Source organism: Enterobacter cloacae complex sp. P15RS (genome assembly GCF_014895905.1).
Taxonomy (GTDB): domain Bacteria; phylum Pseudomonadota; class Gammaproteobacteria; order Enterobacterales; family Enterobacteriaceae; genus Enterobacter; species Enterobacter quasihormaechei.
Genome location: NZ_JADBQL010000028.1, coordinates 1 through 13216, shown reverse-complemented (window position 1 = coordinate 13216; position 13216 = coordinate 1). Strand labels below are relative to the sequence as shown.

Annotated in this window: 13 protein-coding genes; 9 read left to right on the top strand and 4 right to left on the bottom strand. The window is 55.9% G+C overall.

Features of this window, described 5'->3' with window-relative positions; genetic code table 11:
• Positions 1 to 172: 172 nt before the first annotated feature.
• Positions 173 to 325 (bottom strand): AcrZ family multidrug efflux pump-associated protein, encoded by a 153-nt coding sequence (locus IM267_RS17160; RefSeq protein WP_003858549.1) that lies wholly within the window; start codon positions 323 to 325, stop codon positions 173 to 175.
• 127 nt (positions 326 to 452) lie between these two features.
• Between IM267_RS17160 and modE the strand changes: the two genes are divergently transcribed.
• The 7 genes from modE (at position 453) to gpmA (ending at position 8269) form a co-directional block, all read left to right on the top strand.
• Complete coding sequence (gene modE, locus IM267_RS17155; protein WP_063866133.1) at positions 453 to 1241, top strand: molybdenum-dependent transcriptional regulator; 789 nt, start codon at positions 453 to 455, stop codon at positions 1239 to 1241.
• Between the two features lie 67 nt (positions 1242 to 1308).
• Positions 1309 to 2781, top strand: a complete 1473-nt coding sequence (gene modF, locus IM267_RS17150; protein ID WP_193033883.1) for a molybdate ABC transporter ATP-binding protein ModF — start codon at positions 1309 to 1311, stop codon at positions 2779 to 2781.
• Positions 2782 to 2982: 201 nt separating this feature from the next.
• On the top strand, positions 2983 to 3999 hold the full coding sequence (gene galE, locus IM267_RS17145) for a UDP-glucose 4-epimerase GalE (protein WP_063449325.1): 1017 nt from the start codon (positions 2983 to 2985) through the stop codon (positions 3997 to 3999).
• Positions 4000 to 4008: 9 nt separating this feature from the next.
• On the top strand, positions 4009 to 5055 hold the full coding sequence (galT, locus tag IM267_RS17140; protein WP_193033882.1) for a galactose-1-phosphate uridylyltransferase: 1047 nt from the start codon (positions 4009 to 4011) through the stop codon (positions 5053 to 5055).
• Positions 5056 to 5057: 2 nt separating this feature from the next.
• Positions 5058 to 6206, top strand: coding sequence for a galactokinase (gene galK, locus IM267_RS17135; RefSeq protein WP_063449327.1), 1149 nt, complete (start codon positions 5058 to 5060; stop codon positions 6204 to 6206).
• On the top strand, positions 6200 to 7243 hold the full coding sequence (gene galM, locus IM267_RS17130) for a galactose-1-epimerase (protein WP_063866128.1): 1044 nt from the start codon (positions 6200 to 6202) through the stop codon (positions 7241 to 7243). The genes galK and galM overlap by 7 nt, the downstream gene beginning before the upstream one ends.
• Positions 7244 to 7516: 273 nt before the next feature.
• Positions 7517 to 8269: a 2,3-diphosphoglycerate-dependent phosphoglycerate mutase gene (gene gpmA / locus IM267_RS17125; RefSeq protein WP_006809557.1), complete on the top strand. Its 753-nt coding sequence runs from the start codon at positions 7517 to 7519 to the stop codon at positions 8267 to 8269.
• A gap of 61 nt (positions 8270 to 8330) precedes the next feature.
• Here gpmA and aroG read toward each other — a convergent pair whose 3' ends face one another.
• The gene (gene aroG, locus IM267_RS17120) at positions 8331 to 9383 is read right to left on the bottom strand and encodes a 3-deoxy-7-phosphoheptulonate synthase AroG (protein WP_107534944.1); all 1053 of its coding nucleotides are present in this window, start codon (positions 9381 to 9383) and stop codon (positions 8331 to 8333) included.
• Positions 9384 to 9687: 304 nt separating this feature from the next.
• Between aroG and IM267_RS17115 the strand changes: the two genes are divergently transcribed.
• Both IM267_RS17115 and zitB read left to right on the top strand, forming a co-directional pair.
• The gene (locus IM267_RS17115) at positions 9688 to 10047 is read left to right on the top strand and encodes a protein YbgS (RefSeq protein ID WP_063449330.1); all 360 of its coding nucleotides are present in this window, start codon (positions 9688 to 9690) and stop codon (positions 10045 to 10047) included.
• A 99-nt stretch (positions 10048 to 10146) separates the two neighbouring features.
• A complete protein-coding gene (zitB, locus tag IM267_RS17110) occupies positions 10147 to 11085 on the top strand; it encodes a CDF family zinc transporter ZitB (protein WP_102751474.1) in 939 nt (312 codons plus the stop codon).
• On the opposite strand, the gene pnuC is transcribed toward zitB, so the two are convergent.
• Positions 11082 to 11801 (bottom strand): nicotinamide riboside transporter PnuC, encoded by a 720-nt coding sequence (pnuC, locus tag IM267_RS17105; RefSeq protein ID WP_102751473.1) that lies wholly within the window; start codon positions 11799 to 11801, stop codon positions 11082 to 11084. The two genes, zitB and pnuC, sit on opposite strands and share 4 nt — an antisense overlap.
• 22 nt (positions 11802 to 11823) lie before the next feature.
• A complete protein-coding gene (gene nadA, locus IM267_RS17100; RefSeq protein WP_193033881.1) occupies positions 11824 to 12867 on the bottom strand; it encodes a quinolinate synthase NadA in 1044 nt (347 codons plus the stop codon).
• Between the last annotated feature and the right edge of the window lie 349 nt (positions 12868 to 13216).

Sequence of the window (13216 nt, the reverse complement as noted above, 5' to 3'; positions counted from 1 at the left end):
CTCCTGTGCGTTTCGTTATATACAAATAAATATAACGATATATCACAGGCGTTCATAGCGTTAAATCGTACCCATTAGTGCGTAAACTCAAGGAACGTTGTAAAAGATATCGGCGGGAGAGAAATAAACTTGAGAGCAAAACGCCCGGACTGACCGGGCGTTTTGGAGGAAATCATTGCTGCTTTTTAGGCTGGTCACGACGATGACCAATGTTCGAAAAGACGTTGAACACTTCACCCAGGCCGTAGATGGCACCGAGGATGATAGCCATCACTACTGGCACCATGATTACCGCGAATACCAGACTTTTCAACAACTCTAACATGGTTTTCTCCAGATCTTGTGAACGGCTTATTCTACCCTGAAAAGTAAGAAAAACATCCCCTTTTGTGCGGTGCGCTTTTCGCATCAGGGCATTTGGGTCACAATAGCCTTTTTGCCGGGACCCCGTTATGCAGGCTGAAATTCTCCTCACCCTACGCCTTCAGCAGAAGCTTTTCGCCGATCCGCGACGCATCGCCCTGTTAAAACAAATAGAACAAACTGGCTCGATTAGCCAGGGCGCCAAAAACGCCGGTATCAGCTATAAAAGCGCCTGGGATGCGATTAACGACATGAACACCCTGAGCGAACAAACGCTGGTTGACCGCGCCACAGGCGGGAAAGGCGGCGGCGGCGCCGTGTTGACGCGTTACGGGCAACGTCTGATCCAGCTCTACGATTTACTGGCGCAGATCCAGCAAAAAGCCTTTGATGTGTTGAGCGATGACGACAATCTGCCGCTGGACAGCCTGCTGGGCGCCATCTCCCGTTTTTCATTACAGACCAGCGCCCGCAATCAGTGGTTTGGTACGGTGACGGGACGCGACCATTCGCAGGTGCAGGAGCATATTGAGATCCTGCTGGCGGACGGTACGACGCGCCTTAAAGCCGCCATCACCGCGCAAAGCGGTCAGCGCCTCGGGCTGAATGAAGGTCAGGAGGTGCTGGTATTACTTAAAGCGCCCTGGATCGGCATCGCGCTGAACCCTGAGCAGGCCGCAGAGGCCGACAACCAGCTACGCGGTGAAATCAGCCACATTGAACGCGGCGCAGAACAGTGTGAAGTGCTGATGACCCTGCCGGATGGACAGTCGCTCTGCGCCACCGTTCCGGTGAACGACGCGGCTGAATTAGTCGAAGGTGCTGTGGTGACCGCATATTTCAATGCCGACCGGGTAATTATCGCCACATTATGCTAAGCGCATTGACAACCCTGACGACTCTGGGTATCCCTGACATCTGTTGCTGCAAAAAATGGGATAACACATGTCATCATTGCATATTTCGCAAGGCACGTTTCGTCTTAGCGATACCCGTACCTTATCGCTGCCAGAGTTAACCTTGCGCGCCGGAGAAAGCTGGGCGTTTGTGGGCACGAACGGCAGCGGAAAATCGGCGCTGGCCCGCGCCCTGGCGGGTGAATTAACCCAGCTGGAGGGTGAGCGTCGGTGCACGTTTACCCGGCTGACGCGCCTTTCCTTCGAACAGCTGCAAAAGCTGGTCAGCGATGAGTGGCAGCGTAACAATACCGATTTGCTCAGCCCCGGTGAAGAAGATACCGGCCGCACGACGGCGGAGATTATCCAGGATGAAATTAAAGACCCTGTACGCTGCCAGCAGCTGGCGGAGCAATTTGGCATTACCGCCCTGCTTAACCGCCGTTTCAAATACCTTTCTACCGGCGAGACGCGCAAAACGCTGCTGTGCCAGGCGCTGATGAGCGAGCCGGAACTCCTGATTCTGGATGAACCGTTTGACGGGCTGGATGTGCAATCCCGCGCGCAGCTGGCCGCGTTGCTGGCAACGCTTAACCAGCAGGGATACACGCTTGTGCTGGTCCTTAACCGCTTTGATGAGATCCCTGATTTCGTCCATTATGCGGGCGTGCTGGCTGACTGTAGCCTGACCGAAACCGGCGAGAAAGCCGGACTGCTCCGGCAGGCGCTGATTGCGCAGCTGGCGCACAGCGAAAAGCTGGACGGTATCGCCCTGCCGGAGCCGGATGCGCCATCGGCGCGACACGGGCTTGATCCCGATCAGCCGCGCATCGTGCTGCGCGATGGTGTGGTTGCCTACGACGATCGCCCTGTTCTTAATCACCTCAGCTGGACGGTTAATCCCGGTGAGCACTGGCAGATCGTCGGCCCCAACGGGGCGGGTAAATCCACGCTGCTGAGCCTGATCACCGGGGATCATCCGCAGGGATACAGCAACGATCTAACCCTCTTCGGTCGCCGCCGCGGCAGCGGGGAAACCATCTGGGAGATCAAAAAGCACATCGGCTATGTCAGCAGCAGCCTGCATCTGGACTACCGCGTGAGCACCACGGTGCGCAACGTGATCCTGTCCGGCTTCTTTGATTCTATCGGTATTTATCAGGCGGTATCGGACAAGCAGCGCAAGCTGGCGCAGGAGTGGCTGGATATTCTGGGCATGGACCATCGGGTAGCCGATGCGCCCTTCCACAGCCTGTCGTGGGGGCAGCAGCGGCTGGCATTGATCGTCCGCGCGCTGGTCAAACACCCTACGCTGCTGATTCTGGACGAACCGTTGCAGGGACTGGATCCGCTTAACCGCCAGCTGATCCGACGCTTTGTGGATGTACTGATTAGCGAAGGCGAAACCCAGCTGCTGTTTGTCTCCCACCATGCTGAAGACGCCCCGTCCTGCATGACCCATCGGCTGGAATTTGTGCCTGACGGCGAGCATTACCGCTACCTGCTAAGCAAAATCGATTAACCCGTGGAGGGCGCCGCCCTCCGCTTTTCAGACAACCCGCAACAATACTTCTCTATCTCTTTGATCTAAAATGCACGAAGTCTGTGAAAAAGCGCGTGTGAAACCCTGTGTAAACGATACCACTATTTTATCCCATGTCACACTTTTCGCGTCTCTGATATGCTATGGTTAATTCATACCATAAGCCTAATGGAGCGAAATATGCGAGTTCTGGTAACAGGTGGTAGCGGTTACATAGGTAGTCATACCTGTGTGCAACTGCTGCAAAGCGGTCACGACGTCGTCATTCTTGATAACCTGTGCAACAGTAAGCGCAGCGTGCTGCCGGTCATTGAGCGCCTTGCGGGAAAACAGCCGACTTTCGTGGAAGGCGATATTCGCAATGAAGCATTGATGACTGAAATCCTTCACGATCACGCGATTGAAACCGTTATCCACTTCGCAGGCCTGAAAGCGGTGGGCGAATCGGTAGCAAAACCGCTTGAGTACTATGACAACAACGTCAACGGTACCCTGCGTCTGATCTCCGCCATGCGTGCGGCAAACGTGAAAAACTTTATCTTCAGCTCCTCCGCGACCGTCTACGGCGACCAGCCAAAAATTCCTTACGTTGAAAGCTTCCCGACCGGTACGCCGCAAAGCCCGTATGGCAAAAGCAAGCTGATGGTGGAGCAGATCCTGACCGACCTGCAAAAAGCCCAGCCTGAGTGGAGCATTGCGCTGCTGCGCTACTTCAACCCGGTTGGCGCGCATCCGTCAGGCGACATGGGCGAAGATCCGCAGGGCATTCCTAATAACCTGATGCCGTATATCGCGCAGGTTGCCGTAGGGCGTCGCGACTCCCTGGCGATTTTTGGTAACGACTATCCCACCGAAGACGGCACCGGCGTGCGCGATTACATTCACGTGATGGATCTGGCCGACGGCCACGTGGCGGCGATGCAGCAGCTGGCGGATAAACCGGGCGTGCATATTTACAACCTCGGCGCCGGCGTCGGCAGCAGCGTGCTGGATGTGGTGAATGCCTTCAGCAAAGCCTGCGGCAAGCCGGTGAACTACCACTTCGCGCCGCGCCGCGATGGCGATCTTCCGGCTTACTGGGCCGATGCCTCCAAAGCGGATAAAGAGCTTAACTGGCGTGTCACCCGCACGCTCGATGAAATGGCACAGGATACCTGGCACTGGCAGTCACGCCATCCGCAGGGCTATCCGGACTAAGGATTTGTCATGACGCAATTTAATCCCGTCGATCACCCGCATCGTCGTTTTAACCCGCTCAGCGGGCAATGGATTTTAGTTTCACCGCATCGCGCCAAGCGCCCCTGGCAGGGGGCGCAAGAGACGCCTGCAAAACAGACGCTGCCACAGCACGATCCGGACTGCTTCCTCTGTCCGGGCAACACGCGCGTGACGGGCGATAAAAACCCGGACTACAAGGGCACCTTCGTTTTCACAAACGATTTCGCGGCGCTGATGACCGACACGCCGGACGCGCCGGAAAACCACGACCCGCTGATGCGCTGCGAAAGCGCCCGCGGCACCAGCCGCGTGATCTGCTTCTCTCCCGACCACAGCAAAACGCTGCCGGAGCTGAGCGTTGAGGCGCTGAAAGAGGTTGTCAGCACCTGGCAGGCGCAAACGGCGGAGCTGGGCCAGACCTATCCGTGGGTGCAGGTGTTTGAAAACAAAGGCGCGGCGATGGGCTGCTCTAACCCGCACCCGCACGGCCAGATCTGGGCGAACAGCTTCCTGCCGAACGAAGCCGAACGTGAAGACCGGCTGCAAAAAGCCTATTTCGCAGAGAACGGTTCACCGATGCTGGTGGATTACACCGAGCGTGAGCTGGCGGACGGCAGCCGCACCGTGGTGGAAACCGAGCACTGGCTTGCCGTGGTGCCGTACTGGGCGGCGTGGCCGTTTGAAACGCTGCTGCTGCCAAAAGCCCACGTCCTGCGCATTACCGACCTCAGCGACGCGCAGAAAGACGACCTTGCCCTGGCGCTGAAAAAACTGACCAGCCGTTACGATAACCTCTTCCAGTGCTCCTTCCCTTACTCCATGGGCTGGCACGGCGCGCCGTTTAACGGCGAAGAGAATCAACACTGGCAGCTGCATGCGCATTTCTACCCGCCGCTGCTGCGCTCAGCAACGGTACGTAAATTCATGGTGGGCTATGAAATGCTGGCGGAAACCCAGCGCGACCTGACGGCGGAACAGGCGGCAGAACGTCTGCGTGCCGTTAGCGACGTCCATTACCGCGAATCAGGAGTCTAAAAATGAATCTGAAAGATAAAACACAATCCCTGTTTGCTGAAAAATTTGGCTACCCTGCCACCCACGTTATTCAGGCGCCAGGCCGCGTTAATTTAATTGGCGAGCACACCGACTATAACGACGGTTTTGTGCTGCCCTGCGCCATTGACTACCAGACGGTGATCGGCTGCGCGAAACGTTCAGATCGTATGGTGCGGGTGATCGCCGCGGATTACGGCAACGAAATGGACGAATTTTCCCTCGACGCGCCGATCGTGACCCACGACAGCCAGCAGTGGTCGAACTATGTGCGCGGCGTGGTAAAGCATCTTCTGAAGCGTAACAAGGATTTCGGCGGGGCCGATCTGGTCATCAGCGGCAACGTGCCGCAGGGAGCAGGATTAAGCTCTTCTGCATCGCTTGAAGTGGCGGTCGGCACCGTTTTCCAGCAGCTTTATCATCTGCCGCTGGACGGCGCGCAGATCGCCCTCAACGGTCAGGAAGCAGAAAACCAGTTCGTGGGCTGCAACTGCGGCATTATGGATCAGCTTATTTCCGCGCTGGGCAAGAAAGAGCATGCGTTACTGATTGACTGCCGCTCGCTCGGCACCAAAGCGGTTCCGCTGCCAAAAGGTGCGGCGGTGGTGATCATCAACAGTAACTTCAAACGCACCCTGGTGGGCAGCGAGTACAACACCCGCCGCGAGCAGTGTGAAACCGGCGCGCGCTTCTTCCAGCAGCCGGCCCTGCGTGATGTTTCTCTCGATGAATTTAACAAGGTTGCCCACGAGCTGGATCCGGTCGTAACGAAGCGCGTGCGTCACGTGCTGACGGAAAATGCCCGTACCGTAGAAGCCGCCTCCGCGCTGGCTAAAGGTGACCTGAAGCGCATGGGCGAACTGATGGCAGAATCGCATGCCTCCATGCGCGACGATTTTGAAATCACCGTGCCGCAAATCGACACTCTGGTTGAAATTGTGAAAGCCACGATTGGCGACAAAGGCGGCGTGCGTATGACCGGCGGTGGGTTTGGCGGCTGCGTCGTCGCCCTGGTGCCGGAAGAGCTGGTCCCTGCCGTTCAGGACGCCGTGGCGAAACAGTATGAAGCCAAAACGGGCATCAAAGAAACTTTCTATGTCTGCAAAGCATCACAAGGAGCCGGACAGTGCTAAACGAAATACCTACACTCGCACCGGATGGTCTGCCGTATCGCCTGTTAACCCTGCGCAACAGCGCCGGGATGGTGGTTACGCTGATGGACTGGGGCGCAACCCTACTTTCTGCCCGCGTCCCCATGCCTGACGGCAGCGTGCGCGAAACCCTGCTCGGCTGCGCATCCCCCGAGCAGTATATTGAGCAGAACGCTTTTCTTGGCGCGTCCATAGGCCGCTACGCCAACCGCATCGCCAGAAGCCGGTTTGAGCTGGACGGCGTAGAATATTCCCTGCTTTCAAGCCAGGGTGAAAATCAGCTGCACGGCGGTCCGGAAGGGTTTGATAAACGCCGCTGGAAGATTGTGCAGCAAAATGATGGTGAGGTCTGGTTCTCTCTGGACTCCCTCGACGGTGACCAGGGTTTCCCGGGCAATCTGACCGCAACCGCGCGCTTCACCCTGACCGGGGATAATCGCATCGCCATTGAGTACCGCGCGACGGTCGACAAGCCGTGCCCGGTCAACCTGACTAACCACGCTTACTTCAACCTTGACGGCAACCAGACCGATGTCCGTAACCACAAACTCCAGATCCTGGCGGACGCGTATCTGCCGGTCGATGAGATGGGTATCCCGTACCAGGGGCTGAAACCGGTAAGCGGCAATAGCTTTGATTTCCGTCAGCCGAAAACCATCGCCCAGGATTTTCTGAGTGATGACGATCAGCGCAAGGTGAAGGGCTACGACCACGCTTTCCTGTTGCAGGCGAAAGGCGATCTTTCTCAACCTGCCGCACAGGTCTGGTCTGCGGATGAGAAGTTACAGATGACGGTCTACACCACCGCCCCTGCCCTTCAGTTCTACTCCGGCAACTACCTGGAGGGCACCACGGCGCGTGAACATAACGACTACGCCGCCTGGCAAGGTCTGGCGCTGGAGAGCGAATTCCTGCCGGACAGCCCTAACCATCCAGAATGGCCGCAGCCGGACTGCGTACTGCGTCCGGGTGAAGAGTACACGAGCGTTACCGAGTATCATTTCATTCCGCGCGCTTAACGCCCGGCGGCGCTGCGCCTGCACGGGCCTATGAATCTAGGCCGGATAAGCGAAGCGCCGTCCGGCAAAAAAGCCAGGCCCTCACCGCGAGGGCTTTTTTATCTCCGCTTGCTGAAAATAGCGGCGATCGCAGACAAAATCATAACCCTGGATTCACATGCATCTTACACTCTCGAACTATTTTCGCTATGGTTAGGGTTAAGCGTTGCTGCTGGCACAGTCACGGCAATATAATGAGAATTGTTATCATTCAAAATGCTTGAGGAGTAAGAAATGGCTAATACTAAGCTTGTCCTGGTGCGCCACGGCGAAAGCCAGTGGAACAATGAAAACCGCTTCACCGGCTGGTATGACGTTGATCTGTCCGAGAAAGGCGTGAGCGAAGCAAAAGCGGCAGGTAAACTGCTGAAAGAAGAAGGCTTCACCTTTGACTTTGCTTACACCTCTGTGCTGAAACGTGCCATCCATACCCTGTGGAACGTTCTGGACGAGCTGGATCAGGCCTGGCTGCCGGTTGAGAAATCCTGGAAACTGAACGAGCGTCACTACGGTGCGCTGCAAGGTCTGAACAAAGCGGAAACCGCAGAGAAATACGGTGACGAGCAGGTTAAGCAGTGGCGTCGCGGTTTCGCGGTAACGCCTCCAGAGCTGAGCAAAGATGACGAGCGCTACCCGGGTCACGATCCGCGCTACGCGAAGCTGACTGAGGCTGAACTGCCACAGACCGAAAGCCTGGCGCTGACCATCGACCGCGTGGTGCCTTACTGGAACGAAACCATTCTGCCGCGCCTGAAAAGCGGCGAGCGCGTTATTATCGCTGCTCACGGTAACTCCCTGCGCGCGCTGGTGAAATACCTGGACAACATGGGTGAAGATGAGATCCTCGAGCTGAACATCCCTACCGGCGTACCGCTGGTGTACGAGTTCGACGAGAACTTCAAACCTGTTAAACATTACTATCTGGGTAACGCCGACGAAATCGCTGCAAAAGCGGCGGCAGTGGCGAACCAGGGTAAAGCGAAGTAATTTTCGCCGGACATAAAAAAAGCGTGGAGCCATCCACGCTTTTTTATTGCCCGCGACAGACTCAGCCGCGACGCGCTTTTACCGCATCCGCCAGCTGTCGCAGGATCGCATCGGTATCTTCCCAGCCAATGCAGGCATCCGTCACGCTCTTACCGTAGACCAGCGGTTCGCTGCCCTCAAGATTCTGGTTGCCTTCCACCAGATGGCTCTCGATCATCACCCCAATCACCGCGCGTTCACCGTTGGCGATTTGCTGACAAACATCCGCCCCGACTTCCATCTGCTTTTTGAACTGTTTGCTGGAGTTCGCATGGCTGAAATCGATCATCACCTGCGGCGCCAGTCCCGCTTTCTCCAGACCCGCCTTCACTTCCGCCACGTGTTTTGCGCTGTAGTTAGGCTCTTTACCGCCGCGCAGAATGATATGGCAGTCGCCGTTACCGCTGGTATTCACAATCGCCGAGTGGCCCCACTTGGTCACCGACAGGAAGCAGTGCGGCGCGCCAGCCGCATTGATGGCATCAATCGCGACCTTGATGGTGCCATCCGTGCCGTTTTTGAAGCCCACCGGGCATGAGAGGCCAGACGCCAGCTCGCGGTGAACCTGAGATTCCGTGGTGCGCGCGCCGATGGCGCCCCAGCTCATCAGGTCAGCCAGATACTGCGGCGTGATCATATCCAGGAATTCTCCCGCCGCCGGCAGCCCGCTGTCGTTAATTTCCAGCAGCAGCTTACGCGCAATGCGCAGACCATCGTTGATCTGGAAGCTGTTGTCCATGTGCGGATCGTTAATCAGCCCTTTCCAGCCCACGGTGGTACGCGGTTTTTCGAAATAGACGCGCATCACGATTTCCAGTTCGTCCTTCAGCTCTTCACGCAGGGTGAGCAGTCGTGACGCATACTCTTTGGCCGCAGCAGGATCGTGAATAGAGCACGGCCCGATCACCACCAGAAGACGATCGTCGCTACCTTTGAGGATCTTGTGGATCGCCTTGCGGGCATGAGACACCGTGTTGGCGGCATTTTCAGTGGCGGGGAATTTTTCAAGGAGCGCTACGGGAGGTAATAACTCATTGATCTCTTTAATACGTAAATCGTCGTTCTGATAATTCATCTTCTTTCCGGCTCTGCCATATCTTTAGTAATGAAAGCAATGCTTTCAATCTAACTTGTCGGCCTTGAAGTGTAAACGGGCTTTTACACTTCACGCAGATAATTCCTGGAATTCGCCTAAAATTCACCACAAAATAGCGAAAAATGAGATCTGGCCTAAACTTTTTACTTGTAACAGCTGAATTTAAATATTTATACGCGATTCCATTCTGCCCTCGCGCAGAAATCCGGGATCTTTCGCCACTGAACAAGATGCACTGTTGGAGAATGTTATCCAGCGTAACGATAAGAACAGGAGCACCATGATGAAAATGACGAAACTGACTACGCTTTTCCTGACGGCAACCCTTACCCTGGCAAGCGGCAGCGTGCTGGCAGCCGATGCAGGTTCATCCGGCAGCAACGGTGACGCGAATGCTGCTGCCGAAGCAGGCCAGGTTGCGCCGGATGCAAAACAGAATATTGCGCCAAATAATGTTGATAACAGCAATATCAACACGGGCAATACTAACACCGGCGGTACGAATACCGGCACCATGAACCACGACGGCATGACCAACGATGAGGTTCATAAAAACTCGATGTGTAAAGACGGTAAATGTCCGGACCCCAATGACAAAGTGGGTAGCGATGCCAATACCAAAACGGACGGCACCACCCAGTAAGCCTGTCTAAGAAGAAATAAGGAGAGCGCATGCTCTCCTTTTTTATTTAAGCACTTAAAAACGCTACACTAAAAATAATAATAAATCAGGAAAGATATCATGGCGCATTCCCACTCCCATTCTCCCTCTTCCGGCGATGAAAACGCCAAACGGCTTCTGCTGGCATTTGCGGTCACCGCCACGTTTATGGTTATTGAGGTCATCGGTGGTCTTATTTCCGGCTCGCTGGCGCTGCTGGCCGATGCCGGACACATGCTTACCGATGCCGCGGCGCTGCTCTTCGCGCTGCTGGCCGTGCAGTTTGCCCGTCGCCCGCCCAATGCTCGCCATACGTTTGGCTGGCTCAGGCTGACCACGCTTGCCGCCTTTGTGAATGCGATTGCCTTAGTGGTGATTACCATACTCATCGTCTGGGAAGCTTTTCAGCGCTTTCGGCATCCTCAACCGGTAGCCGGGACAACGATGATGGTGATTGCCATTGCCGGCCTGGTTGCCAATATTCTGGCGTTCTGGATATTGCACCGCGGCAGCAGCGAAAAAAATCTGAACGTGCGGGCCGCGGCGCTTCACGTGCTCGGTGATTTGCTGGGTTCTGTTGGTGCGATTGTGGCCGCGCTGATCATTATGGGCACGGGCTGGACCCCTATCGACCCGATTCTTTCCGTGCTGGTATCGTGCCTGGTACTGCGCAGTGCCTGGCGGCTGTTGAAGGAGAGTGTAAATGAGCTGCTCGAAGGCGCGCCCACGTCACTGGATATTGGCGAACTGAAGCGCAACCTGAGTCGCTCCATTCCTGAGGTTCGTAACGTTCATCACGTTCACGTCTGGCTGGTTGGCGAAAAACCGCTTATGACGCTGCACGTTCAGGTTGTTCCGCCCCACGATCACGACGCGCTCCTTGAACGTATTCAGCATTTCCTTGAGCATCACTATGAGATCGCGCACTCCACTATCCAGATGGAGTACCAGCCTTGCAGCGGGCCAGACTGCCACCTTAACGAGGCGCAGTCCGGCCACTCACACGCACATCACCATTAACGGGAAAGCGCGCGAGAGCCACGCTCACGCGCGCTGTTAATCCACATGCGGCTGCCGTTGAGAGCAATGAAGGTCAGCAGCATGTACTCCAGCGACATGGCATAAACGCCCTGAAGGGCAAAAATCACCACGCTAATCACGTTAATCACCACCCACAACAGCCAGTTCTCAACGTATTTACGCGTCATCAGGATCATCGCCGCAATCGACAGCACCATCATGCAGGAATCCCAGAACGGGAAGGCGTCCGGCTGAAGTTCTGGCAGGGTGACGTTCAATCCCAGCCCCGACATCACCGCGACCGCCACGCGCGTCAGGAAGGCAAATACCGGATCGATAAAGACGGTCATCAGGCCGATAGCCACCACGCAGGCCGCGAGCCAGGCGAGGGCTTTTGGCAACGGCAGCCAGCGGATTTGCAGCTCCGCCTCCTGCTGGCTGTTTTGCCGCGACCAGGCATACCAGCCGTAGATGTTGGCCGCGAAGAAGAACAGCTGTAGAAGCAGGCTGGCGTAGAGCTGGATCTGAAAGAAGATGATCGCAAACAGCGTAACGTTAATCAGCCCGAACGCATAGTTGCTGATCTTCTCAAGGCTAGCCAGCCAGATACAGAGTAAACCGGCCAGCGTACCTACCGCTTCAATCCACGACAGGTCATAGCCGCCCGCACCGATGGGGATGTGAACCAGGATGTTCTGTGTACTAAAAAAATCCATTTTTTCTCCGGGGCGTAATAAGTTAAGTACGTAGTGTAGCCGCAAAATCCAGCATGCGATTAAGCGGAATTAACGCGCCTTCACGCAGGGCAGCATCCACGTGGATCTCATGCGCAGCGCCACCGTTCTCCAGCCCCTCCGCAATGGCTTTGAGGCCATTCATCGCCATCCACGGGCAGTGCGCGCAGCTACGGCAGGTCGCCCCTTCTCCGGCGGTTGGCGCTTCAAGCAGCTCTTTTTCCGGCACGGCCTGCTGCATTTTGTAGAAAATACCGCGATCGGTCGCCACGATGAGCTGCTTGTGTGGCAGCGTTTTTGCCGCGTTAATTAACTGGCTGGTTGAGCCGACGGCGTCCGCCATCTCGACGATCGACTGCGGGGATTCCGGGTGCACCAGAATCGCGGCCTGCGGATATAAGCCTTTCATCCGGGTCAGCGCCTGGGTCTTGAACTCATCGTGGACGATACAGGCACCCTGCCAGCACAGCACATCCCCACCGGTCTGTTTTTGCACGTAGTTTCCCAGATGGCGATCGGGCGCCCAGATGATTTTTTCACCCATGCTGTCCAGATGTTCAATCAGCTCAACGGCGATACTGGACGTCACTACCCAGTCTGCCCGGGCTTTGACGGCAGCGGAGGTGTTAGCGTAGACCACGACGGTACGGTCAGGGTGAGCATCACAGAAGGCGGTGAACTCATCAATCGGGCAGCCGAGATCGAGGGAGCATTCGGCATTCAGCGTCGGCATCAGAATCGTTTTTTCCGGGCTGAGGATTTTTGCCGTTTCACCCATAAAACGAACGCCCGCAACGAGAAGCGTAGAGGCAGGATGTTTCGCGCCGAAACGCGCCATCTCCAGCGAGTCTGAGATACAGCCGCCCGTCTCTTCTGCCAGCTGCTGAATTTCCGGGTCAGTGTAGTAATGCGCCACCATCACCGCATCACGCGCTTTAAGAAGGCGCTTAATTTTCTCACGATAGAACTGCTTCTCATCCCGGCTTAGCGGCGCTGGCTTCGGCGGGAAGGGATAAATTGCGGCTTCGGGATCAAACATCACACTCATTATGGCTTCTCGTTTTACTGGCTTAACAATATTGCCTTTGTTTTGCGGAAGATAGCAAAAATGACGGCACTGGTGTTTTATATACTAAACAAGATAGCGAATATTAGGTGGAATGTCATCGGGAATTGATGCCGGCAGCATTTGTCGGGTGGCGGCTTCGCCTTACCCGACCTACAAAGCACTGGGGAACGACAGATAGCAAAAAGGCGCCTTTAGGGCGCCTTTTTACATTGGTGGGTCGTGCAGGATGACTCGGCTTCGCCTCGCCCTTCGGGCCGTTGCTAAAGCAACGTTATCCTTCACGTTTAACATCTGAGTAAGACATTAAAATTGGTGGGTCGTGCAGGAT